This window comes from Chitinophaga sp. SVR4-12A, assembly GCF_056754765.1.
This window is the reverse complement of sequence record NZ_JBPGWP010000002.1, coordinates 979,541-1,002,703: the sequence shown is the minus strand read 5'-3', so window position 1 is coordinate 1,002,703 and position 23,163 is coordinate 979,541. Positions and strand designations below refer to the sequence as shown.

Below are 23,163 nucleotides of genomic sequence, written 5' to 3'. Positions count from 1 at the left end.
TTATGGGAAACATGACATTCATGACAACTCCGGTTGGCAGTGGCCCTTTTTTTCTTCGCCCGCTGCAAATGGAGGAAGACATTCCTGTGATCCATAACTGGGTGAACAGGGAATATGCCCGCTACTGGCAGATGCAGGGATCCACGCTGGAGGATGTACGCGCCGCCTATACGAAGATCACACAGGCAAAAGGTTCCAGTGTATTCATGGGCTTTTATAATCACCAGCCTGCATTCCTGCTGGAATGCTACTGGGTGATGAACGATCCGCTGGGCGCGTATTACGACGCCAGGCCAGGCGATTACGGCTTTCATATACTGGTGGCGCCTGCAGATCAGCGCATCCACAATTTCACCTGGAATGTATTTACGACGATCATCGACTTCATGCTATCAGACCAGGCGGTAGAAAGGCTGGTAGTAGAACCGGACGTGCGTAACGACAAGATCCATGTGCTGAACAAACGTGCAGGCTTTGCTTACCAGAAGATCATCGACCTGCCGCAAAAGCAGGCCTACCTGGCTTTCTGTACACGGGAGCAATATGCTGCCGCGAAAACCCTCCAGGGGTTTGAAACCCTTGAAGGGTTTTATACCAAACAGGTGCCTGCACTGGGCACTTTTTCTTTCCGCCCTTTGCAGATAGAAAAAGATATCGCCCTCATCCACAACTGGGTGAACCGCGACTATGCCAAATACTGGCAGATGCAGCATACCACCATTGCGCAGGTAAAAGCGGCCTACACCGCTATTACGCAGGGCAAACATTCGCACGCCTTCATGGGCTTCTATAACGGCAGCCCTGCTTTCTTATGGGAAAGCTACCGGGCCGTGAACGATCCTATCGGCAAATACTATGACGCACAGGAAGGCGATTACGGGCTCCACCTATTGGTAGCGCCGGTAGAAACACCTATCCATCATTTCACTTTGCATATCCTGAAAACGATCATCGATTTCATGCTCACCAATCCTGCGGTGGACAGGCTGATCGTAGAGCCGGATGTGCGCAATGAAAAAATGCATGTGCTCACCAAACGCGTAGGATTTGAATACCTGCAGGAAATACAGCTGCCGCAGAAAACAGCTTACCTGGCTTTCTGCACCCGCGAACAATATGCCGCACACGAATCATCACTTCATTCAAACAAAAGCAACTATGCAAGCAAACCTTATAGCTCCTGAAAAGAACGGTCCGGCCATTGTGGCTGCCAACCGGTATAAAGACATTTTTCATGAAGGCGCCGCGGCAGAATATCATGCCGCCATTACGGGCGCCCGCCAGGTGGTGAGCGCCTTCCTGCAAAACAACCGCCAGCCCTTCAGCGGTATTACACCTAAGGAGTTGAGAGCGCTGTTCGACCAGGTGGCATTTGATACGCCCCTGCCCGATTACGAGAGCCTCTTCCGCGAAGTGGAAACATTATACGTACATCATGCAACGGCTTTTCATCTCCCCCATTATATCGCCCATCTCAACTGCCCCGTAGTGATCCCCGCACTGGCGGCAGAAGTACTGATCGCCGCCATCAACTCCTCCCAGGATACCTGGGACCAAAGCGCAGGCGGCACGCTGATGGAACAAAAGCTGATCAGCTGGACCTGCAACGAGATCGGTTTTAACAGCGATGCAGACGGCGTATTTACTGCCGGCGGCTCACAAAGCAACCTGATGGGCCTCCTGCTGGGCAGAGACTATTACGCACGTGAATACCTGCATCACAATATCCGCAAACATGGCCTGCCGCCAGAGGCCTCCCGCTTCAGGATCTTCGCTTCCGAAATGACCCATTTCAGTATTCAGAATACCGTATCGCTGATGGGCCTGGGAGAACAATCGCTCGTGAAAGTAAAGACAGACAGCGGCTTCCGTATGGACGCTTCGCAACTGGAACAAGCGGTTAAGAAAGAGCTCGAACAGGGCAACCTGCCCATTGCCGTAGTGGCCACCGCAGGCACCACTGATTTCGGCAACATAGATCCACTGGCGGCTATTGCCAGAATAGCTTCCAGGTATAAGCTGTGGTTCCACGTAGACGCCGCGTATGGCTGCGGGCTCCTGCTCTCCGCTAAATACCGTCATCTGCTGAATGGCATTGAAAAAGCCAATTCCGTTACCACGGATTATCATAAGGCATTCTTCCAACCGATCAGCAGCAGCGCCCTGCTGGTAAAGCACCGGCAGTACCTGGACCTCATCACGCATCATGCAGATTACCTGAACCCGCAGGAGAATGATTTTGAAGGACTGAACCAGATCAACAAAACCATCACCCAAAGCACCCGTCGTTTTGATGCGCTGAAATTGTGGTGTACCCTGCGCCTGATGGGTAAGCAACAGCTGGGAGCTTATATCGACACCATCATCGAGACGACGAAGCAAACGGCTGCTATCATTGATAAAGATCCTGATTTTGAGCTGCTGACCCATTCCGATCTCAGTGCGCTGGTATTCCGCTATCTCCCGGCCGGTATTGCAGATAATGCCGCCGCGGATAAACTGAACCAGTATATCAAGAAAGAAATGTTCCAGGAAGGGAAGGCCATTGTAGCCGGCACCCGGGTGAATGAGGCTTTTTATCTGAAGTTCACCTTACTGAACCCGATCACAACGCTGCAGGATATACGCGATATACTGGGTATAATTAAACGGCACGGATCTGCCTTTACCAAATAAAAAGTAAAAAATAAAAAAGAAAAATAATGAAACCTCCTATAAACATTTCCCCGGAACAAGCCGTTGCTCACCTGCAGCCGGCAATATGGCAACAGGTGAACCGGCTGCATCTCTGCAAGATCCTTTGTGAATTTGCCCATGAACTGATCATACATCCGCAGCTGCAACACAGTGAGAACGGATGGGGTTATTACAAACTACCCGCAGACATCCCCGGCATCGAATACCGTTTCCGCGCCAGGATACTGAGCCTGGATCACTGGTATATTGACACTGCATCCATTGAGAAATACGTGAATGGTGAAAGCGTTCCGCCGGAGTCTATTCCCTTCATCATCGAGTTCCGCGAAACCATGGGTATCAGCGAAACCGTGATGCCGGTGTACCTCGAAGAGATCAACAGCACCCTTTGCGGCAGCGCTTACATGCACACCTATAACAAGCTTACTGCCAGGGAGCTGGCCATATCAGACTACCAGGTGATAGAACAAGCCATGATGGCCGGACATCCGTGCTTTGTGGCCAACAACGGCCGTATCGGTTTTGATGCCGGGGATTATCGCCAATATGCCCCTGAAGCAGCCGATCCGTTTGCACTGATCTGGGTGGCGGCACACCGCAGCAGAACAGGCTATGCAGGCGTGACGGATCTCAGTTATGATCAGTTAATCCGGGAAGAGCTGGGCGATGATACCCTGGCATCTTTTAACGGTGTACTAAACCATCTGGGCCTGCAGCCGGCAGACTATTATTTCATCCCCATTCACCCCTGGCAATGGTTCAACAAGCTGGCGCAGCTCTTTGCAGAAGATATTACCGAAAGGAAGCTGGTATACCTGGGCTACGGGGAAGATCAGTACCTGCCGCAGCAATCCATTCGTACTTTCTACAACGTAAGCTCACCGCAAAGGCGCTATACCAAAACGTCCCTGTCTATCCTCAACATGGGCTTCATGCGGGGATTACATGCGAGTTTTGTGCTCACCGCTCCACCTATCAGCGAATGGGTAAATGCCGTAGTAGAAAGCGATATCTACCTGAAGAGGAAAGGTTTTGTGTTGCTGCAGGAAGTGGCGGCTGTTGGTTATACCAATCCACATTACGCAAGCATTATTAAAGATGATAATTCCTCCTACAATGGGATGCTTTCTGCCCTTTGGCGTGAGAGCCCGAAGCACCGGCTGCAGCCCGGGCAACGATTAATGACCATGGCGGCCCTGTTGCATGTAGACAGTTATGGCAATGCCCTCCTGCCTGAGCTGATCAGCGCCTCCGGACTGAGCACCAGCGCCTGGCTGCAGCGTTACCTGGATGTGTATTTAAGCCCGCTGCTGCATTGTTACTACTATCACGACATGCGTTTTATGCCGCATGGCGAGAACCTGATCCTGATCCTGGAAGATCATATCCCCGTGGGCGCTATCATGAAAGACATTGGCGAAGAAATAGCCGTATTGAACAAAGACATTCCCATGCCGGATAACGTGAAGCAGATCTACATGAATGTAGCCGAAGAGCTGCGCATCCTTTCCATCTTCACACAGGCATTCGACTGCTTTTTCCGCTTCCTGCAAAACATCCTGGTAGAACATGCTGATTTCCCCGAAGAACAGTTCTGGCAGCTGGTAGCTCATTGCATCCTGGCTTACCAGCAACAGCACCCGGAACTACAGGATAAATTTGACCGTATCGACCTGTTCGCGCCGGAGATCACCAAAACCTGCCTGAACCGCCTGCAGATCCGCAATAACCGGAAAATGGTGGATCATATGTATAACCCGTTCAAGAGCCAGCAGTTTGCAGGAACATTGAAAAACCCGATGACCGTTTATAAACCAAGACCTGTATTGGTTTGAGGTTTGAAGTTTGAGGTTTGAAGTTTGAGGTTCGTTAAAAGTTGAAGGTTCAGGACGAGTAAACTTAAACAGCATACTTATTCTGAACTTATAACATCCAACCAACCTCAAACTTCAAACCTCAAACCCTCAAACCTCAAACATCAAACTTTAAAACTTTAAAAATGAAGACGACCAATATATTACCGATTGCCCATCTTCAACCGGCAATATGGGAAAAAGTGACCCGCCTGCATATCAGCAAAATAATCGGCGAGTTGTCGCATGAAGGGATCTTACAGCCGGCCCTGGAATCAGTGCAGGATGGATGGGGCCATTACAGCCTCCGTATCCCACTGCTTCAAACGGAGTACCGCTTTAGAGCAAAAGTGATGAGTTTACAGCATTGGGTGGTAGATCCATCATCCATAGAAAAAATAGTAGCCGGCGATACCGCCAGACTGGAAGCCGTGAGCTGTATCATCGAACTGAATGAACAGATCGGCATTGCCCCCGAGGCCCTGCCGGATTATATGGAAGAAGTGGCAGGTACCCTCTATGCCAGCGCGTATATCCATGGCAGTAAGGCATTGTCTGCCGCACAACTCGTGCTGGCGGATTATCAAACTATAGAACGCTCCATGACCGGCCACCCCCGCTTTATTATCAATAATGGCCGCATCGGTTTCGATATGGACGACTATGCGCAATATGCGCCGGAAGCGGCCAATCCGCTTAGCCTGGTATGGCTGGCAGGGCACAAAAGCAGGGCGGAGTTCAGCAGCATCGAAGGGCTGGCCTATCAGCAATTACTGGAACATGAGCTGAGCGCAGCGGATCTTGACAGCTTCAATGAGATCCTTCGTAACAAAGGACTGGAGCCTGCAGATTATTATTTCATGCCTGTACATCCTTGGCAGTGGTATAACAAACTGCTGAACATCCTTGCCCCGGACATTGCCGCCAATCGCCTGGTATGCCTGGGTTACAGCGAGGATAAATACCTGCCGCAGCAATCTATCCGGACTTTCTACAATAGCAGCCAGCCGGAGAAATATTATGTAAAGACCGCCCTGGCTATTCTGAACATGGGCTATGTGCGTATCCTCTCCCCTTACTTCATGCGGACAACGCCAGCGATTAATGCGTGGGTATATTCCGTTGTGGAGCAAGATCCTTACCTGCAGCAGCACGGCTTCTGCGTGCTGCGCGAATTAGCGGCTGTAGGCTATACCAATCAATACTACGAAGCGGCGCTGCAGGTGGATAGCCCGTATAAAAAGATGCTGGCTGCTCTCTGGCGGGAAAGCCCGGTATCTAAATTAAAAGCCGGGCAGCGGCTCAGCACTATGGCGGCATTGTTACATACCGATACCAATGGCGATGCACTGTTGCCAGAGTTGGTGAAAGCATCCGGCCTGTCTACAGTGGCATGGGTAAAGCAATACCTGCGCTGCTATATGAGCCCGCTGCTGCATTGCTTCTATCAATACGATATGGTGTTCATGCCGCATGGGGAGAATATTGTGCTGGTGCTGGAAAATAATGTGCCTGTACGCGCCATCATGAAAGACATCGGGGAAGAAGTAACGCTGATGAACACGAGTATCTCTCTTCCTGAGAACGCCCGCCGTATACAGGTGGAAGTACCCGGGGAGTTCCGCACGCGTCCCATCTTTACGCAGTTGTTTGACGGCATCTTCCGCTTTATTGCTGCTATTCTTTCAGAACAGCATGACCTGCCGGAGCAAGGGTTCTGGCAGCTGGTAGCGGAATGTATCAATGAATACCAGCAGCAGCATCCGGAACTGGCGGAGAAATTTAAACGGTATGATCTTTTTGCTGGTACCATTGCGCCTGATGCATTGAACCGCATGCAGATATTGAACAGCAGGAAATTGCGCGACAGGGCCAATCCTTTTGATGTGCCGGCGATTGGTGTGGTGGAGAATCCTGTTGCGAGGTTCAGGCAGGTGTCTACCGTCATTGAGGAGCCGCAGGACCAGCAGGCTTGATGTGCCGTCATTGCGGGGAGCCCTGGCGCCTCTGACGGGAGTGGCCACAAAACTTTCAAACTTTCTACAATGAAAATAAGCGTTTATATACTAACCATGTTGTGCGCGCTCCACGCTCACGCACAGCTATCCTCCAAAAAAAGCATCGCTGTAGACTACCCCCCAACGGAAAAGGTGAACGTTAGCGATCATTATTTTGATACTGTTATCGCCGATCCTTACCGCTGGCTGGAAAATGATACGGCTGTAAAAGTGAAGCAATGGATCACTGCACAGAACAAAGTGACCAATGCTTACCTTGACCAGGTACCCTTCCGCAGCGCTATCAAAAAACACCTGGAAGATACCTGGAACTATGCCAGGGAAACCGCGCCCATAAAGGTGGGCGACTATTATTGCTTTACCCGCAACAACGGCGTCCAGCCGCAAAACGTATGGTACCTGAAGAAAGGCAGCGATGGCCCGGAAGAGGAACTGCTGGACCCCAACAAACTATCTACCCAGGGCACTGCAGCCGTGAGCATGCTGGGCTTTTCGAAAGACAACCGCTACCTGGCCTATGCCATAGCAGCCAGCGGTTCTGACTGGAACACGATCTACATCATGGATCTGCACACCCGGCAAACACTGCCCGATGCATTGCAATGGGTGAAATTTCCCCGCGCCGCCTGGAGAGGCAACGGCTTTTACTACAGCCGCTATCCTGCACCAGCCAGTGGTACAGCGCTTTCTGCCAACAATACGTTGAACCAGGTGTTCTTTCACCGCATCGGTGAAGACCAGGCAAAAGACAGCCTGGTGTTTGAAGACCGGGAACATCCCAAGCTAAGCGTGGCCGCCTGGGTAACGGAAGATGAACGCTTCCTGCTCATCTCCGCCCTGCCCGGCTCTTTCCTGGGCTTCAAGCTGACCACCTCCACCGGTAATGCATTGTTCTACCAGGATCTTTCCCTTACAGGCAGTAAGATAGCGCCACTGATCAAAGGCTATGACTATCACAATGTCGTAGTGGATCATATCGGCGGAAAGCTGTTGCTGCAAACAGACATGGACGCTCCCAATAATCAGCTGGTACTGGTAGACCCCGCAAAACCAGGTAAACAGCACTGGCAGCGCATCATTCCCGAACAAAACGAATCACTGGAAAACATAGAAACCGGCGGCGGCTACCTCTGGGCCTTTTACCTCAAAGATGCCAGCACCCTGGTAAGACAATATGATTACCAGGGGAAGATCATCCGCGATGTAAAACTGCCAGCCATCGGCACAGCAGCCGGTTTTGCAGGCGGCAAAACAGATAAAGCGCTTTTCTACACCTTCACCAATTTCACTACGCCGGTGAACGTGTACCGCCTGGACATCGCCAGCGGCCAATCAACCCTTTACCGCAAAGCGGATTATAAAGGGCCGACCGATGGCTTTGTAACCAAAGATGTATTTATCACTTCCAAAGACGGCACACCGGTGCATATGTTCGTGGTGCACAAAGCCGGTATTACTTTGAACGGGAATAATCCCGTGTTCATACAGGGACATGGCGGTTTCAAACGCAACCTCACTCCCTTCTTCAACGTGGCGAGGATGCTGTTTTTGGAAGACGGCGGCATCTACGTACAGCCTAACCTGCGCGGTGGCAATGAATACGGAGAAGCCTGGCACAAAGGCGGCATGCGGCAGAACAGGCAGAATGCCTTCAATGATTTCATCGCTGCCACCGAATACATGATCAGGGAAAAGTATACCAATCCTTCCCGCATCGCCGTTACGGGCATCTCTACGGGAGCTATGATGGTGGGCGCCTGCATCAATCAGCGGCCGGAGCTTTTTAGGGTAGCCATTCCCGTTGCCGGACAAATGGATATGCTGCGCTATCAGAAATTCACCATCGGCAGCAGCTGGTCAGAAGAATACGGCACCAGCGACTATGCCGACCAGTTTGCCTACCTCGTGAAATATTCTCCCCTGCACAATATCAAAGCCGGCGTGCATTACCCGGCTACATTGATCCTCACCGGCGATCATGATGATACGGTGGTGCCCGCGCATTCTTACAAGTATGCCGCTACCCTTCAGGAAAAACAGGCGGGAGATCATCCGGTGCTGATCCGTATAGACAGCAACTCAGGTCACGGACCAGGCAAGCCCACCACCAAACTGATCGAAGAAGCGGCGGATGCCTGGAGCTTTATATACCAGCAGCTGGACATGGAATGGCCGCAATAATTATTAACCGTACAAACAATTATCATGCATACCCAACAAGTTTATTCTATTATCGGCATCGGCATCGGGCCTTTTAACCTGGGTCTGGCCGCCCTGCTGGAACCCGTGAAGGAAGTGAAGGCCCTGTTCTTTGACCAGACAGACGCATTTGACTGGCACCCCGGGCTGATGCTGCAGAACACCACCCTGCAGGATCCTTTCATGGGCACCGACCTGGTCACCATGGCAGATCCTACCAGCCGCTTCAGCTTTCTCAATTTTCTGAAAAAGACAGGCAGGTTGTTCCAGTTCTTTATCCGGCACGACTTTTACATGCTGCGCAGGGAATACAATGTGTATTGCAAATGGGTGGCGGAACAGCTGCCTAATTGCCGCTTCTCTCAGCGGGTGACGAAAGTGTCTTACCAGGATGGCCATTACCAGGTTACTGTGTTGCATACACGTAGCGGAGAAACGCATACCTACCAGGCAGAAAGACTGGTCATCGGTACCGGTACGCAGCCGCAGCTTCCTTCCTTCGTTAATAAGGACAAGCTGCCTGGTGTGCTCCACTCCTCCGAATATCTTTCAGCAAAAGAAAGTATTCTGCGGCAGGGATCACTGACCATTGTAGGCTCCGGACAAAGTGCCGCAGAAGTGTTCTACGATCTCCTGCCGGAGGCGCAGCGTGGTTTCCGTCTGCACTGGTTCACGCGTTCAGACCGTTTCTTTCCCATGGAGCATTCCAAGCTGACGCTGGAGATCAGCTCTCCGGATTATGTGAGCTATTTTTACCAGCTGCCTGCAGACAGACGCGCCAGCATACTGCGTACACAGCATTCGCTTTCCAAAGGCATTAATTACAGCCTGATAGACCAGATCTATGATATGCTGTATGAGATGACCGTAGGCGGTAAAAAAGTGCCGGTGCAGCTGCGCGCCAACTGCGAGCTGACGAGCATTGAACCGGCCTTGCAGGACAAACTATATACACTGCAGTTCATGCAGGTGCAGCAGCAGGAGCCTTTTTCTCACCAGGCGTCTTCCATCCTGCTGGCTACCGGTTACCGGTATAATGAGCCGGCTTTCCTGCAGGGTATTAGTGAACGGATCTGCCGTACCCGCAATGGCGCCTTCGATGTACAGCGTAATTATACTATAGATGTGAATCAGCAGGAGATCTTTCTGCAGAATGCAGAAACGCATACGCATGGATTTACCGCGCCCGATCTGAGCCTGGGGGCATATCGTAATTCATGGATCATTAATACGATTACCGGTAAGGAAATCTATCATCCGGAGGAAAGGATTGCTTACCAGGAATTTGGTGTGAAAGAATTACCGTTCTCCGTTGCGAGGTGACGAAGCAAGCGTCTCCCTCCCCGTCATTGCGCGAGGTGAAGCAAGCCTCTTCCTACCAGACGAAGCAAGCGTCTCCCTCCCCGTCATTGCGAGGAGCAGCAAGGATTAGCGCGTGGGGCGACGAAGCAATCTTTTAAGACAATCGCTGCCAAGATTATGTTTGATATTATGTTAAAAGATTGCTTCGGCCTCGCTCCCCACGACGGCTGTGCACACAGCCTCGCAATGACGGGGAGGGGGTGTCTTCCAATCTTCAAACCCATAAACTTTTAAACTTTTCAGTGTGCATTCACTCATCATAAGAACCCGTTCCATCATCCATCTCATCCGCATTGCGATGCTGGGCACGGAAAAGAATTTCACTTCCAGCAGTGTAACCAGGGCAGCTTTCCTGCTATCGCTGCCCGCTATGTTCGAGCTGCTGATAGAGTCTTTATTCGTAGTAGTAGACCTGGTATACGTAAGCCGCCTGGGCGACAACGCCGTTACCATCGCCGGCATGATCGGCTCTGTGATCCTCATCATCTACGCCGTGCCCGTGGGCCTGAACATTGCCGCCAGCGCACTGATCGCCCGCAGGATCGGTGAAAGGGACCTGGAAACAGCGGGCCTTACTGCCGTGCAGTCTATTTACACCGGCGTGGCAATAGCGCTGTTATCCGGTACAGGATGTATCCTTTTCAGTAAAGAGATCCTGCATTCCATCGGTGCATCGGAGCCGCTGATCCGCGAAGGCGATCTTTACTCAAAGATCCGTTTCGGCTGTATCATCTTCCTGATGTTGAGGATCCTGATGAACGGCATCTTCCGCGGCTCCGGCGATGCCGCGATGGCCATGCGTACATTCCTGCTGGCCTTTGTTGTAAATGCAGCAGCAGGCGGTATCCTCATCTTTGGCTGGGGACCTGTACCTGCACTGGGCCTTACAGGCGCTGCTATCGGTAATGGCATCGGTAACCTGGCGGCGGTGACTTACCAGTGCTGGTACCTGAAACAGCAAAAGACGGTGCCGGCAATAGGCCGTAAGCAGTTCATCATGGCGCCATCTATCATGAAAAAGCTGCTGAAGCTGGGCGCCGGGGGCACCCTGCAATACCTCATACCCGCCAGCAGCTGGTTGCTGATGATCACTATCGTTGCACAACTGGGGGAAGCTACGTTAACCGGCTACATTATTGCCGACCGCATTATTGTATGCGCCACCCTGCCCGCATGGGGGATTGCCAATGCCGCCGGTGTGCTGACAGGTCAGAACCTGGGCGCAAAGCAACCGGAAAGAGCGGAACAGTCTGTGTGGAAAGCGGGCCTGTTCAATATGTGCTTCCTGGGACTGATCTCGCTGATCCTGCTGTTGTTCACCGGTCCCATTGTCAGTCAGTTCAGCACTGAAGCGGCGGTAGTGAACAATGCCATCCTGTACCTGCGCTGCATGGCAGTGGCCTTTTTCTTCTTTGGCTATACCATGGTGATCTCCCGCTCGCTGAATGCTGCGGGGCATGTACATGTGGTAACGCTGCTGTATATACTGATGTTCTATATCATACAGCTGCCACTCGCTTATGTATTGGGCATCAAAGCAGGAATGGGATCGAAAGGCATTTTCGGGGCGATACTGCTGTCGGAGATCGTACTGGCAGTGTGCTGTATCCTGGTATTCAAAAAAGGTAAGTGGAAAAGCGTTAAAATTTAACTACGCAGTATAAAAACAAAGAAGGGGCGCCTGCCCCTTCTCCTTATCTCAACAATTTATAGTTCCTGTAATCAAACAAGCGTTTCCCCGTCCACTTTTCTATCCAGTACAATAGCTTCTTGGAGAAGCTCTTGAATTGTTTCTTGCTGATATCATGCTCAAACTCCCAGTTCTTACGCGCAATATGATCCTTCATCACAGCCGGATGCGTACCCTTGAACTTCGCAAGTGAATCGATGCCCGTATAGTCGAACCAGTTGGATGCGAGAATGGCATCGGTCTTCTCCTTATCATGGCCATGATACAGCAGGATGGTATTCTTCCATTTTTCAAAGCCGGCCGTTCTGTTATCCTTGACCCAGCCATAATGGTGGATCCGGGCATTCACCGGTTTTACAAACAGCTTGCGGTTATCTATGCGGAAACCCTGTGCGTCTTTATAAGAATGCAGGCCTTTTACATTACGAACAATGCGGATCTCGTGGTTGTACCAGGTACGGGAATCACCTACATAGTCGTATGTGCCGTAGAAATGGATGTAATTGAACAGGAGGCCTTCCACCCGCTGATCGTCCTTGTATTTTTCCATGGCAGCACGGATGGCAGGATAATCATCCTCATGCACGATCTCATCGGCCTGGATATAAAAGCACCAGGTGGTATCCGGGCTGATATGCTGCATGGCCTTATCGGTCTCGAGGGCCAGCACCCGGCCGCCTTCTTTCATGGAGTCATCCCAGACAGAATCAAAGATCCGGATCTTGGGAGAGTTAATAGACCTGATCAGGTCCGGCGTAGCGTCTTCTGAGTTGCCTACGAGGACGATCACTTCATCACAGAGCGGGAGAATAGAGGAGATGGCTTCCACTACCGGGTAATCCAGCTTGATGGCATTCCGCACAAAGGTAAATCCGGTTACTTTCATATAATGGCGATAAATATTTGCCTGGCAAAAACGCCGTGAAAATAGAAAAAATTCATATATTTTTACAAAGCAAGCTTAAACCTTTATCCTGCATGCAATATGCAAAGATCCCCCCGCCGGACTACCTGAAAGATTATGTCCGGTTTTTCTGGACACTGGAGCATCAGGGAACAGGCGCTGTTCCTCCCAGGACTTTCCGGACCATACCCGACGGGGGCCCTGGATTGATCTTCCAGCAACCGGCAGATGGAGGCTTGCAGTACGAAAATCATGACAAGTTGCCTGATATCTTCTTATACGGGCAGGCGACTAAGCCCCGGATCCTACACTCCTCGGGGAATTTTGGCAGCATTGGTGTATTCTTCTACCCTAACGCGGTGAAATCCATTTTCGGGCTGAATGCGCATGAAATAACGGATGATTGTATTGATGTTGTGGCTTTCAGCAACAAAGCGGGCGCTACGCTCTATGCACAGATCACGGATGCGAAGGGGACTACTGAGCAGATAGAGATCCTGTCTGCTTATCTTTTCTCGCGGATCCTGGCTAATAAAGCGGTTGCCGATGCCGGTATGCAGCATGCGGTGAGTGAGATCGTACAGTCGAGGGGCAGTATATCACTGAAGTTGCTGCAGGATCAGCTTTTTTTAACAGAAAGAAGCTTTGAGCGGAAGTTTAAGCAGTGGGTAGGTATTTCCCCTAAATTGTTTGCCCGAATCTGTAGATTCCAGTCCAGCCTGCACCAGCTGCGGCAGAATGATTTCAGCAAGCTGTCTGATATTGCATATGAGCATGATTATGCGGATCACTCTCACTATATACGCGCATTTAAGGAATTTGCAGGCGCATCTCCGAATCAGTACCAGAAAAAGACGAATGAGGTAGTGGAAAATCTGACGGAAATACTTTGAGGCAATTTCAGGATTGAATGTGTTAAAAGATTGCTTCGTCGCCCCTTACCAAAGGCCCTACAGCTCCTCGCAATGACGGAGGATGAAGACCCTGTTTCGCAATGACGGAGGATGGAGACCCCGGTATCCGCTGCGCGACTTGATGACACGAAGAGGTAGTCCCATTAGTTTGTCGGTTTTATTCTATTTCTCCCCACCCCGCCGATCTAATTTTACCTCTGCAATCAGACACGATCTCATTCCAAAGAACATTGTATGCTTAAACTTTCAAATGTACTGCTGGTGCTTACAGGCACTACTACTGCGCTGATGGCCGGCCTTTTTTTCGCCTGGTCTTATTCTGTTACCATTGGTATTGCCCGCCTGCCGGACAGCGGCTATATCGCCTCCTTTCAGGCCATGAACCGCGCGATCCAGAACGTGGTATTCCTGGGTTGCTTTATGGGCACCCTGCTGCTGTTGCCGCTGGTCACCTATATGCACTATAGCCCGCAGCCCTCCGCTCGTTTCTGGTTCCTGTTAGCTGCCACTGTACTGTATGGCTTCGGCCTATTTGGCGTGACAATGGTCTTTAATGTGCCGATGAACGAAACGCTGGATAAATTTCCCCTGGCAATGGCCAGCGCTGAGCAGATAGCTGCACAACGAGCCTGGTTTGAAAATCGCTGGAACAACCTGAACATGGTTCGGACTGTAGCCAATACACTCGCTATCGCCTGCTTTATTATCGCTTGTTTACTTCCCAATTCCAGTCAACAATGAACAGGATATTCCTGATATGCATGTTACTGTGTAGCATCTCCGTAATCAGCAAAGCCAGCCCGGATGATGACGGCAAGAAAGCGGCATTAACGGTATTGCAGCAAAAATGTAATGTATGCCACCGTTCAGCCAACCCGGGTAAAGTATTTACCATGGATAACATGGAAGGCCTGGCGCCAAAGATCTATAAACAGGTGTTTGTAAAGCGGCGTATGCCGAAAGGAAGGGATATTCAGCTGACAGAAGAAGAATCGCAGGTACTGAAGACCTGGGTAGAGACGAAGCTCCCTGGTCATTAATATTATTTTCCCTGCTTTCTCCTTGTCTTCACCTTGTCTTCTCCTTGTGTTCTCCTTGCAATATCGTTGTGGCAAAGCATTTTGTTAAAATAGTATCACCCAACCGTTGCCGGAATGGATTTTGTGCCAGAAAAGGCGAACACTTAAACCGAACCGTTATGCGATTATCATCTTCCCTTATCGGAGGGCTTGGCGGGGCTATCACCCTCACCTTGCTGCAGGAACTACTGAAGAGAACCGATCCGAATGCACCCCGTTTAGACCTATTGGGTAAACAAGCCGCTTCAAAACTGTTAAAGAAGACCAAACGGCAATTTTCCGAAAAACAGCTGTACAATGCCAGCCTGGCGGGAGATCTGCTTTTTAATACCCTGTATTACAGCCTGAGTGGGATAAAAACGAAGCAGGCAGCTGCCGCAGGTGGTTTGCTGGGTACCGGTATGGGCGTGGCCGCCATTGTGCTGCCTAAACTGATGGACCTGAACGGAGATTTCACCGGCGCCAGTACAAAGCGGAAGTATATGACCATGGGATTGTATATCGCAGGCGGACTTGTGGCTGCCGGACTAGCCTATTTGCTGGATAAAAAGCGGAAAACAAGGCATGCCTTCTCTCACAACGGGCATCATTACCGTGTGGCAGATAAGCCCACACTGGATATTACTGTATAGGCGGGTGAAATAGTCTTAATCGACGATAAAAGGCAATTTTACATTCCGGTAGGCAGGCTTCGCTATCTGCTCTTTTAATTTCCGGAAGGTTTCCAGGGGCCCTTTTGTAACGAAGAGGTTCACCAGCCAGGAAGGCAGCGAGCCGCCGGGATCGGTTTCCAGCGTGTAGTCGATCCGCACCATCCTGTTAGGCAAGGGAGTGATGATCCATTTGCCGGAGGACTTGCTGACCCGCACGATGTTCTTCTTTTCCGGCACCATTCCGTCAATGGTAGGACCGTCTATTGTCACCACCCTGGTACGGGGGTCCTGTTTTGCGGTCAAATGGGCGATGAAGTCGCGGTTGCTGCAGGGCCAGGGCAGCGCTACCTCTGAATAGTAAAATACTTCTGCGGGAGACACCTGTTTAAGTAAGGTACTGGATTTGGTGCTGTACACCCATTCTGCCCCGGTGTTGACATCCAGTACAACATAGACGAGTTGGGATAAAGTGGCGGGCAGTTCGCAACGGACCCTGATGGCTTTCAGCTTTGCATTCAGTATAGAGGGTTTGGTATAGATCTCGATCCCTTCCTTGTTTACTTTCAGCTTCCAGTCTTCCTGTCCTTTGCTTACCAGGCTTGCTAACATTGCCAGGCAAAGGCCGATGATCATTTTTCGCATATACATGATAAAATCCGGTCGGTTAATGATATCCTTTCTTTTGTATCCGTTTTCTCCAGGCTGCAATTTACAGATAATTCCGATGTTGACAGTTTCGGAGTGAGAGGTGACAGTTGTCAGTCGTTAGTCGTTAGTCGCTAGTCGTTAGTTGACAGTTGACAGTTGTCAGTCGTTAGTTGTCAGTCGTTAGTTGTCAGTTGACAGTTGTCAGTTGACAGTCAGTATGATACGTCCGTACTCGCTCCAATCACCGACAACTGACAACTGTCAACTGTCAACTAAAATAAAGACGCTAAAAGCTCCAAAGACCCCTACCAGGACTTACGACTTACGACTAACGACTTACGACTTTTAGTTGGAACAAGCGCGTCCGTTTCTGAACGGGATTGTCCGGATGTGAACAGGAAAACCTGCCCCTGAACAGCGGAACACACGCCCATAGCGGCTTATCCAAATGGCAGCCTTTTTGTGTCCGCAGTGGAACAATGCATCCACTATGCTGAAAAACTATTTCAAGGTGGCCTGGCGCAGCCTGATGAGAAACAAGGCCTATTCCATCATCAATGTTACCGGCCTGGCCGTGGGCATTACCTGCTGCGTGCTCATCTCCCTGTACGTCAAGGATGAACTGTCTTATGACCGTTACCATGCCAAGGCCGATAATATCTACCGCGTGATCCATGCCTACCGTGATGTACAGGCAGATGAAAAGCTGCCTCCTCCTTCCCCGCAGGATTTCCAGGTTTGGGGCAATGCGCCGATAGGCCCGGCGCTGGCGGCAGACTTTCCGCAGATCAGGAGCTTAGTGCAATTCACCAGTCCGACAGATTACCTGCTGGAATACAAAGACAAGCGTTTCGAGATCAGCAATATCCCTTTCATGGACTCTTCCGCCTTTGATGTATTCAGCTGGAAAATGCTGGCAGGCGATCCGCATACGGCATTGAAAGCGCCCTTCACCATTGTGCTCACCAAAAGCGTGGCAAAGAAACTTTTTGGCGACAGCAATCCTGTAGGACAAGCCCTGAGGGTGGATAATGACAAATCATACACCGTTACCGGGGTGATGGAAGATGTGCCTTCCAACTCGCAATTCACCTTCAACGGACTGATCTCCATGAACACCTTCAGGCAGCTCAGAAATGAGGTCTTTGGCTGGTGGGGCTATATTGATTTCTACACTTATTTTGCGCTGGATCCCCGGGCAGATATCAGTACCCTGCAGCGGCGGGCGAACAGCTTTATAAAACGCCACCTGCCAGATTCGAAGGATGGCTCCTACATCATTGCTTTTGAGCGTTTTACCGATGCCTACCTGCACTCTGAGGCGGGACGGCAGCCAGGTGTTACCGGCAGTTTGTCCAATGTATACATCTTTTCGATGATCGCCATCTTCATCCTGTTCATTGCCTGCATCAACTTCATGAACCTGGCCACGGCCCGTTCCATGGAAAGGGCTAAAGAAGTGGGCGTACGCAAGGCGGTAGGCGCTTATCAGCAGGGGCTTATTTCACAATTCCTCACAGAATCTGTAGTGATCTCGCTGGCAGCTACTGTGCTGGCAGCAGGATTGATCCTCATGGCGCTGCCCCCGATGCGTAACATTACGGGCAAACCTTTCCCCTATCAGGACCTGCTTTCCTGGAAAGCCTTACCAGTGCTGATCATTACGCCGCTGGCGGTGGGTATCCTGGCAGGCAGCTATCCCGCATGGGTGCTGGCCAGGTTCAAGCCTGCCCTGGTGCTAAAGGGCAAATTCGATTCATCCCGTAAAGGTGTGATGCTGAGAAAAGGCCTGGTGGTGTTGCAGTTTACGCTCTCTATCGCGCTGATCGCCAGCACGGTGATCGTATTCACCCAGCTGGACCACCTGCGGAAACACAGCCTGGGATTCAGGCAGGACCAGATGCTGGTAATTGATAATGGCGGCGACCAGGAAGTGAATAAGCGGATAGAGACCGTCAAAGCTGCTTTCCTCCGGAATCCGGCAGTGCTGAATGCTTCCGCCTCCAGGGCGGTGCCCGGCGACTTCTTCCCCAATGCCTACACGCAGATCGAATCGCGCAGTGGCGAAATGCTGCATTTTGATCCCGCTTTATATGAGATCGACTTCGACTTTATACCCGCTTATGAGATAAAAATGGCGGCAGGCAGGGCCTATTCCCGCGATTTCCCGGCAGACGCTGAACAATCCCTTTTGATCAATGAAGCCGCAGCAAAGCTCTGGGGCTATAATAACCCATCGGACATCGTAGGCAAGCGCTTTGACCAATGGGGCCGTAAGGGAACCGTGATCGGCGTTGTAAAGGATTTCAATTACCAGTCATTACACCACAAGGTGGAACCCCTGGCATTAAGGATGGCCCCGCCTCAAGTCATCAACAGGATCTCCCTTCGCGTAAAAGCAGAGCACCTGTCGCAAACCATCAAAGAGCTGGAACGCACCTGGCGTGAGCTGGTGCCTTACCGCCCGTTCCAATACAGCTTCATGGACCAGTCTTTCAACCAGCAATACCAGCAGGACCAGCGTTTCGGACAGGTGTTCACCGCCTTTGCATTCCTCACCATTTTCATTGCCTGCCTGGGCCTCTTTGGCCTGGCCACTTATGCTACCGAACAACGCGTCAAAGAGATCGGCATCCGCAAGGTGCTGGGCGCTTCTGTGACCAACATTGTAGGCCTGCTGTCCACCGGCTTTGTAAAGCTGGTGATCTTTGCGTTCCTGATCGCTACGCCGCTGGCCTGGTGGGGCATGGATAAATGGCTGCAGGGCTTTGCCTACCGGGTAAATATACATTGGTGGGTATTTGCGCTGGCAGGTGCGCTGGCAACGATGATCGCGTTGTTCACGGTAAGCTACCAGGCGGTGAGAGCGGCGTTGATGAATCCTATACGGTCGCTGAGATCGGAGTGAAGAAGTCGTAAGTCGTTAGTCGTAAGTCGTTAGTTGTAAGTCGTTAGTGATCGAAGCGACTAATGACTTACGACTTACGACTAACGACTTAGAATTTACGACTTCTTACCGTTCAGCCTGTTACCGCTGGAATGACTTTTGAAGTGCTGTTGGTATATGATCATGACCGCACAACAACATGCCGAAGCGCATGCATTTTACAGGGAAGCATTATTGCTGTTACAGGAGAGCGGGGCCAGGTTTATGTTAGGCGGTGCATTCGCCATGTTCCAATACACCGGTATCTACCGGGATACAAAGGACCTGGATGTTTTTTGCGCACCTGCTGAGTACCCGAAGATCCTGAAATATTTTGCCGCAAAAGGCTATCGCACCGAGTTAACAGATGTACGCTGGCTGGCGAAAGTATTCAAGGGCGAGTATTTTATCGACATCATCTTTTCCTCCGTCAATAGTATTTTCCATGTAGATGAGCAATGGTATACACATTCCGTTGCCGCAGAATTTGTAGGCGTGCAGGTACAGCTGCTTTCGCCGGAAGACCTGGTGCGCTGTAAAATATATGTACAGAACCGCGAGCGCTACGATGGTGCAGATGTTAACCATATCATCTTACGGCACCGCCAGCTGGACTGGAAACGGCTGCTCTCCCTGCTGGAACATCACTGGCATTTACTGCTGGCGCAGATCGTGCTCTTCCAGTTCACTTACCCGGCAGATTACAAAGACATCATTCCCAAATGGCTGTTCGATGAGCTCATCGCAAGAGCCCAGGAGCAATATGAGCTGCCGGATCCCGTAGAGCGGGTTTGCCGTGGCCCGATCATAGACCAGACACAATATCAGACGGATGTAAAGGAGTGGGATTATAAATCTTATACCATTAAAACCGTATAACCGTATGGCAGAAACGAATGGAAAAACACGCATTGCAGCGATCGGGGATATTCACACCCAGGAAACAGACAAAGGAAAGTGGCGGCCTTTCTTTGAAGAGGTATCCCGCAACGCCGATGTACTGGTGATCTGTGGCGACCTGACCGATACCGGCGATGAAACGGAGGCGCAGATACTGGTAGAAGAACTGAAGGCCTGCACCATTCCTATAGTGGCGGTGCTGGGTAATCATGACCATGAGAAAGGACGGCATAAACTGATCCGCCAGGTGATGCTGCAGCACGCCGGGTTGCACATGCTGGATGGTGAAGCGGTGGTGGTGGCCAACACCGGGTTTGCCGGCGTAAAAGGCTTTGGCGGCGGTTTTGACAATCACATGCTGTCTATGTTCGGGGAAGGCGCCATGAAAACCTTTGTACAGGAAACCGTAGATGAAACCCTGCACCTGGACCGTGCCCTTGCGCGGCTGGACCAGGAGCATAAAGAACTGAAAAAGATCGCCGTGATGCACTACGCGCCTATTAAAGCCACTGTTATCGGTGAGTCTGAAGAGATCTTTCCCTTCCTGGGCTCTTCCCGCCTGGCAGAGCCTTTGAGCCGGCGCGGTGTTATCGCCGCCTTTCATGGCCATGCGCATATGGGCACGCTGGAAGGCGAAGCGCCGGGCGGCGTAAAGGTGTTCAATGTATCGAAACCGGTATTGGCGAAGTCCGGTTATAAAACTCCTTATTATCTGCTGGAGGTGTAGGCCAGCGAATAGCTGCAAGCTACAAGCTGCAAGTAGTAGCCTTTGGAGGAAGCTGCCTGCCAAACAGTTTACTGCTTGTGGCTTGCAGCTTAGAGCTTGTAGCTATTAGAACAAACCGCTTGTTCATCAGCTCCCCTGGTTAATGAATCGCAGTATGGATAACGTGGTGAAATACAGCTGCCTTATAAGGCAGGGTTCCGGGAATAGTCTGTCCAGAGCTGGTCTACCGTTTTACCGGTAAGAGTGTTCCAGGTATTGCTGGTGTAGGTTTTGTTGCGCAGCGCAGTGTTGAGATCATCGACGATCGAGCTGCGCACGTGCAGTTCCAGCCATACCAGGAAGCGGGCGGTTACGCGATAGGCGTCGGTGTAGCGCTGTGATGATGAATAGGCAGGCAGCGACCATCCGGCAGGACCGTTATTAACGCCATATTTATAGCGGACATAATCGGCAATGCCTTCGGTGAGCCATCCGGGCGCGCCCCCGGTATAGGCCTGCACGATGTGCATGACTTCGTGGGTCACTACGTCGATGTCTTCCGGGTGGCTGTGGAACCAGGCCGCGCTGAAAGTAACGCTGGTGCCTGTTGTATAGGCGACACCGTTATAGGAAGGATCGATGGTGAAAGATACCGTTTTGGCGGCGCCGGTATAAAAGCGGCTTACCAGTTTCGGGTACACCGTAAAGAAAGTGTTGATCATCCGTTGATAAACGGCATTGTCAAACGTGGCGTCATTGTTAGTGAATCTTACCGTATAGCCGGCGCTGCTGTAGGTAACGGTACCTACGGGCGTGGTGGCGAGGGCCGATACGTCGCCGGCAGCAGCCACAGGCTGTTCATTGACATGGTTTTGCTCAGCAGGCTTTACGAGCGCAGATTTGCTACAGGCAGTAAATAAAAGAAGGCTGAGTACACCGGGTAAAATGGAATGCTTAAGAGGGTGTTTCATTTTGGTCTTGGGTTTACATGGGGAGCGGATATAACAAGCGGTTTTAGGAAATATACTTTACCTTTTTTTATACTCATAGCTCTTAAACAAATAATGACATTACCTCCATATAAGCCTATCGTTATACAGCAGGAAATGTCAATCTTATGTCAGCCGGAAAGCCGCGACTATATCGATTTTGCAACATATACATATAGTAAAAAGCCACACCCTTATACAGGGTGTGGCTTTTATCTTATAGCGGGAAAGGATCTGTTTTAGTATCTGAATTTCTCCCATCCATCAATAGTAGGCCGGGTGCAGGTCATAGGCTGCGCTCCATTCTCACTGGAAATGTATAGGCCGTTATTGCCGCGCAGCGAGAAGGTACCGTCTGTATTGGATACCCAGTCAAATTTCTCCCAATCGCCGATCGTTGCACGGTTGCAGGTGATCGCCTGTACGCCGTTCTCGGAAGAAACGTATTTACCCATGCTCTGCAGGGCTACTTTGCCGCCGCCTGCATCTACCACGGTGAACTGTTCCCACGCCTGAGCGGTAGCACGGTTACAGTTCATGGCCTGTGTGCCGTTCTCGCCGCTCACAAACAGGTTGTTGTTACCACGGATGGTGATCGTAGCGCCGATAGGTGCATTGCCGGGCGTGTTCACGATATTATAAACCCTTACATAATCTACCAGCATGCTGGCAGGCAGGGCGCCATCGTTGATGGTCTGACCGGGCAGGTTGCCGCCTACTGCCAGGTTAAAGATGATAAAGAAGGGGTTATGGAACTCGTTCGTACCATTGATATTGTTGGCGATATTGGCAATATGGTATTCTACGCCGTCCACATACCAGCGGATGGAAGAAGCATCCCATTCTACGGCATAAACATGGTAATCAGTAGGCGTGGTGTTGGTGTTACCGCTATAATATACGTAACCGTTGTTATCCCAGTGGATGGTACCTAATATGGTAGGGCCGGTATTCACGTGCTCCATTATATCTATCTCGCCGCATTTGGGCCAGCCTACGTTCGGGTCGCCGATGTTGGCGCCCAGCATCCAGAAAGCGGGCCAGAGGCCTTGTACGCCGGGTAGTTTCATACGGGCTTCAATACGGCCATAGCGTTGTGTGAACTTACCGCCGGTGTTGATCCTGCCGGAAGTGTAAGGCTGGCCGCCTACAGATTGCTTGCGGGCGGTGATCACCAGGTTGCCGCCGCTAACGCTGACGTTGGCAGTCTGGTAATACTGCTTTTCATTATTAACGCCCAGGTTACCATTCTCATAGTTCCATTTGGAGGTGTTGAGGCTGGTGCCGTCGAATTCGTCGGACCATACCAGTTCATAGGCGGCCTCTGTTTTGGCGGTACGAACATCATTCGATGCAGGAGCATTTGCTGCAGGCGTCTGGGTGTCTTTTTTACAGGATGCAGCAAACAGGCATAGTGACAGCACAATGCCTGCAGGCAATGATAAGGTGTGTTTTTTCATAGAGATATACATTGATGACATGGATAAATTAGCTGCTGATGTTGGCCATTGATGACGTGGAACAGGCTTGGTCAGCCGGGATCAAAGATCAGCATTAAATGTTTCCGGGCACATTTCAGGCATACGTCAATACTACTTCAGCAAAATATAGCTGATTGATTATCA

The 23,163-nt window shown here is 50.9% G+C and carries 18 protein-coding genes; 14 read left to right on the top strand and 4 right to left on the bottom strand.

Features of this window, described 5'->3' with window-relative positions; genetic code table 11:
* Window positions 1-2 precede the first annotated feature (2 nt).
* From ACR9Y8_RS30485 to ACR9Y8_RS30455, 7 genes are all read left to right on the top strand, one after another.
* Entirely contained in the window at window positions 3-1,184 is a 1,182-nt protein-coding gene (locus ACR9Y8_RS30485) for a GNAT family N-acetyltransferase (protein ID WP_481217085.1), read from the top strand.
* Window positions 1,159-2,676, top strand: coding sequence for a pyridoxal phosphate-dependent decarboxylase family protein (locus ACR9Y8_RS30480; RefSeq protein WP_481217084.1), 1,518 nt, complete (start codon window positions 1,159-1,161; stop codon window positions 2,674-2,676). The genes ACR9Y8_RS30485 and ACR9Y8_RS30480 overlap by 26 nt, the downstream gene beginning before the upstream one ends.
* Before the next feature lie 26 nt (window positions 2,677-2,702).
* Window positions 2,703-4,532 (top strand): IucA/IucC family protein, encoded by a 1,830-nt coding sequence (locus ACR9Y8_RS30475; RefSeq protein ID WP_481217083.1) that lies wholly within the window; start codon window positions 2,703-2,705, stop codon window positions 4,530-4,532.
* Between the two features lie 164 nt (window positions 4,533-4,696).
* On the top strand, window positions 4,697-6,526 hold the full coding sequence (locus ACR9Y8_RS30470; protein WP_481217082.1) for an IucA/IucC family protein: 1,830 nt from the start codon (window positions 4,697-4,699) through the stop codon (window positions 6,524-6,526).
* A 69-nt stretch (window positions 6,527-6,595) separates the two neighbouring features.
* Window positions 6,596-8,749 (top strand): prolyl oligopeptidase family serine peptidase, encoded by a 2,154-nt coding sequence (locus ACR9Y8_RS30465; RefSeq protein WP_481217081.1) that lies wholly within the window; start codon window positions 6,596-6,598, stop codon window positions 8,747-8,749.
* A 24-nt stretch (window positions 8,750-8,773) separates the two neighbouring features.
* A complete protein-coding gene (locus tag ACR9Y8_RS30460; protein ID WP_481217080.1) occupies window positions 8,774-10,090 on the top strand; it encodes a lysine N(6)-hydroxylase/L-ornithine N(5)-oxygenase family protein in 1,317 nt (438 codons plus the stop codon).
* A 283-nt stretch (window positions 10,091-10,373) separates the two neighbouring features.
* Window positions 10,374-11,780: an MATE family efflux transporter gene (locus tag ACR9Y8_RS30455; RefSeq protein WP_481217079.1), complete on the top strand. Its 1,407-nt coding sequence runs from the start codon at window positions 10,374-10,376 to the stop codon at window positions 11,778-11,780.
* 43 nt (window positions 11,781-11,823) lie between these two features.
* Here the strand turns inward: ACR9Y8_RS30455 and ACR9Y8_RS30450 are convergent, their stop codons facing one another.
* Complete coding sequence (locus ACR9Y8_RS30450) at window positions 11,824-12,705, bottom strand: glycosyltransferase family protein (RefSeq protein WP_481217078.1); 882 nt, start codon at window positions 12,703-12,705, stop codon at window positions 11,824-11,826.
* A 92-nt stretch (window positions 12,706-12,797) separates the two neighbouring features.
* Between ACR9Y8_RS30450 and ACR9Y8_RS30445 the strand changes: the two genes are divergently transcribed.
* The 4 genes from ACR9Y8_RS30445 to ACR9Y8_RS30430 all read left to right on the top strand — a co-directional run bounded on the left by ACR9Y8_RS30445 (window position 12,798) and on the right by ACR9Y8_RS30430 (window position 15,348).
* The gene (locus ACR9Y8_RS30445) at window positions 12,798-13,616 is read left to right on the top strand and encodes a DUF6597 domain-containing transcriptional factor (RefSeq protein WP_481217077.1); all 819 of its coding nucleotides are present in this window, start codon (window positions 12,798-12,800) and stop codon (window positions 13,614-13,616) included.
* A 255-nt stretch (window positions 13,617-13,871) separates the two neighbouring features.
* Window positions 13,872-14,378, top strand: coding sequence for an anthrone oxygenase family protein (locus ACR9Y8_RS30440; RefSeq protein ID WP_481217076.1), 507 nt, complete (start codon window positions 13,872-13,874; stop codon window positions 14,376-14,378).
* The gene (locus ACR9Y8_RS30435) at window positions 14,375-14,677 is read left to right on the top strand and encodes a hypothetical protein (protein ID WP_481217075.1); all 303 of its coding nucleotides are present in this window, start codon (window positions 14,375-14,377) and stop codon (window positions 14,675-14,677) included. The genes ACR9Y8_RS30440 and ACR9Y8_RS30435 overlap by 4 nt, the downstream gene beginning before the upstream one ends.
* 158 nt (window positions 14,678-14,835) lie before the next feature.
* The gene (locus tag ACR9Y8_RS30430) at window positions 14,836-15,348 is read left to right on the top strand and encodes a hypothetical protein (protein WP_481217074.1); all 513 of its coding nucleotides are present in this window, start codon (window positions 14,836-14,838) and stop codon (window positions 15,346-15,348) included.
* Window positions 15,349-15,363: 15 nt separating this feature from the next.
* Here ACR9Y8_RS30430 and ACR9Y8_RS30425 read toward each other — a convergent pair whose 3' ends face one another.
* The gene (locus ACR9Y8_RS30425) at window positions 15,364-16,017 is read right to left on the bottom strand and encodes an START domain-containing protein (RefSeq protein WP_481217073.1); all 654 of its coding nucleotides are present in this window, start codon (window positions 16,015-16,017) and stop codon (window positions 15,364-15,366) included.
* A 490-nt stretch (window positions 16,018-16,507) separates the two neighbouring features.
* Here ACR9Y8_RS30425 and ACR9Y8_RS30420 point away from each other — a divergent pair, with 490 nt between their 5' ends.
* The 3 genes from ACR9Y8_RS30420 (at window position 16,508) to ACR9Y8_RS30410 (ending at window position 20,570) form a co-directional block, all read left to right on the top strand.
* Window positions 16,508-18,925, top strand: coding sequence for an ABC transporter permease (locus ACR9Y8_RS30420; protein WP_481217072.1), 2,418 nt, complete (start codon window positions 16,508-16,510; stop codon window positions 18,923-18,925).
* Between the two features lie 162 nt (window positions 18,926-19,087).
* Window positions 19,088-19,822 carry a nucleotidyltransferase gene (locus tag ACR9Y8_RS30415; protein WP_481217071.1) on the top strand — a complete coding sequence of 245 codons (735 nt, stop codon included), beginning with the start codon at window positions 19,088-19,090 and terminating at the stop codon, window positions 19,820-19,822.
* A gap of 4 nt (window positions 19,823-19,826) precedes the next feature.
* Window positions 19,827-20,570: a metallophosphoesterase family protein gene (locus ACR9Y8_RS30410; protein ID WP_481217070.1), complete on the top strand. Its 744-nt coding sequence runs from the start codon at window positions 19,827-19,829 to the stop codon at window positions 20,568-20,570.
* Window positions 20,571-20,752: 182 nt separating this feature from the next.
* On the opposite strand, the gene ACR9Y8_RS30405 is transcribed toward ACR9Y8_RS30410, so the two are convergent.
* Together ACR9Y8_RS30405 and ACR9Y8_RS30400 are read right to left on the bottom strand one after the other, a co-directional pair.
* A complete protein-coding gene (locus tag ACR9Y8_RS30405) occupies window positions 20,753-21,520 on the bottom strand; it encodes a basic secretory protein-like protein (RefSeq protein WP_481217069.1) in 768 nt (255 codons plus the stop codon).
* Window positions 21,521-21,777: 257 nt separating this feature from the next.
* Window positions 21,778-22,998, bottom strand: coding sequence for a family 16 glycosylhydrolase (locus tag ACR9Y8_RS30400; RefSeq protein WP_481217068.1), 1,221 nt, complete (start codon window positions 22,996-22,998; stop codon window positions 21,778-21,780).
* Between the last annotated feature and the right edge of the window lie 165 nt (window positions 22,999-23,163).

Bases quoted from the DNA above. Each gene is read 5' to 3' on its own strand.
- ACR9Y8_RS30485 (WP_481217085.1), top strand. From the start codon at position 3: ATGGGAAACATGACATTCATGACAACTCCGGTTGGCAGTGGCCCTTTT.
- ACR9Y8_RS30480 (WP_481217084.1), top strand. From the start codon at position 1,159: ATGCAAGCAAACCTTATAGCTCCTGAAAAGAACGGTCCGGCCATTGTG.
- ACR9Y8_RS30475 (WP_481217083.1), top strand. From the start codon at position 2,703: ATGAAACCTCCTATAAACATTTCCCCGGAACAAGCCGTTGCTCACCTG.
- ACR9Y8_RS30470 (WP_481217082.1), top strand. From the start codon at position 4,697: ATGAAGACGACCAATATATTACCGATTGCCCATCTTCAACCGGCAATA.
- ACR9Y8_RS30465 (WP_481217081.1), top strand. From the start codon at position 6,596: ATGAAAATAAGCGTTTATATACTAACCATGTTGTGCGCGCTCCACGCT.
- ACR9Y8_RS30460 (WP_481217080.1), top strand. From the start codon at position 8,774: ATGCATACCCAACAAGTTTATTCTATTATCGGCATCGGCATCGGGCCT.
- ACR9Y8_RS30450 (WP_481217078.1), bottom strand. From the start codon at position 12,705: ATGAAAGTAACCGGATTTACCTTTGTGCGGAATGCCATCAAGCTGGAT.
- ACR9Y8_RS30445 (WP_481217077.1), top strand. From the start codon at position 12,798: ATGCAATATGCAAAGATCCCCCCGCCGGACTACCTGAAAGATTATGTC.
- ACR9Y8_RS30440 (WP_481217076.1), top strand. From the start codon at position 13,872: ATGCTTAAACTTTCAAATGTACTGCTGGTGCTTACAGGCACTACTACT.
- ACR9Y8_RS30435 (WP_481217075.1), top strand. From the start codon at position 14,375: ATGAACAGGATATTCCTGATATGCATGTTACTGTGTAGCATCTCCGTA.
- ACR9Y8_RS30430 (WP_481217074.1), top strand. From the start codon at position 14,836: ATGCGATTATCATCTTCCCTTATCGGAGGGCTTGGCGGGGCTATCACC.
- ACR9Y8_RS30425 (WP_481217073.1), bottom strand. From the start codon at position 16,017: ATGTATATGCGAAAAATGATCATCGGCCTTTGCCTGGCAATGTTAGCA.
- ACR9Y8_RS30420 (WP_481217072.1), top strand. From the start codon at position 16,508: ATGCTGAAAAACTATTTCAAGGTGGCCTGGCGCAGCCTGATGAGAAAC.
- ACR9Y8_RS30415 (WP_481217071.1), top strand. From the start codon at position 19,088: ATGACCGCACAACAACATGCCGAAGCGCATGCATTTTACAGGGAAGCA.
- ACR9Y8_RS30410 (WP_481217070.1), top strand. From the start codon at position 19,827: ATGGCAGAAACGAATGGAAAAACACGCATTGCAGCGATCGGGGATATT.
- ACR9Y8_RS30405 (WP_481217069.1), bottom strand. From the start codon at position 21,520: ATGAAACACCCTCTTAAGCATTCCATTTTACCCGGTGTACTCAGCCTT.
- ACR9Y8_RS30400 (WP_481217068.1), bottom strand. From the start codon at position 22,998: ATGAAAAAACACACCTTATCATTGCCTGCAGGCATTGTGCTGTCACTA.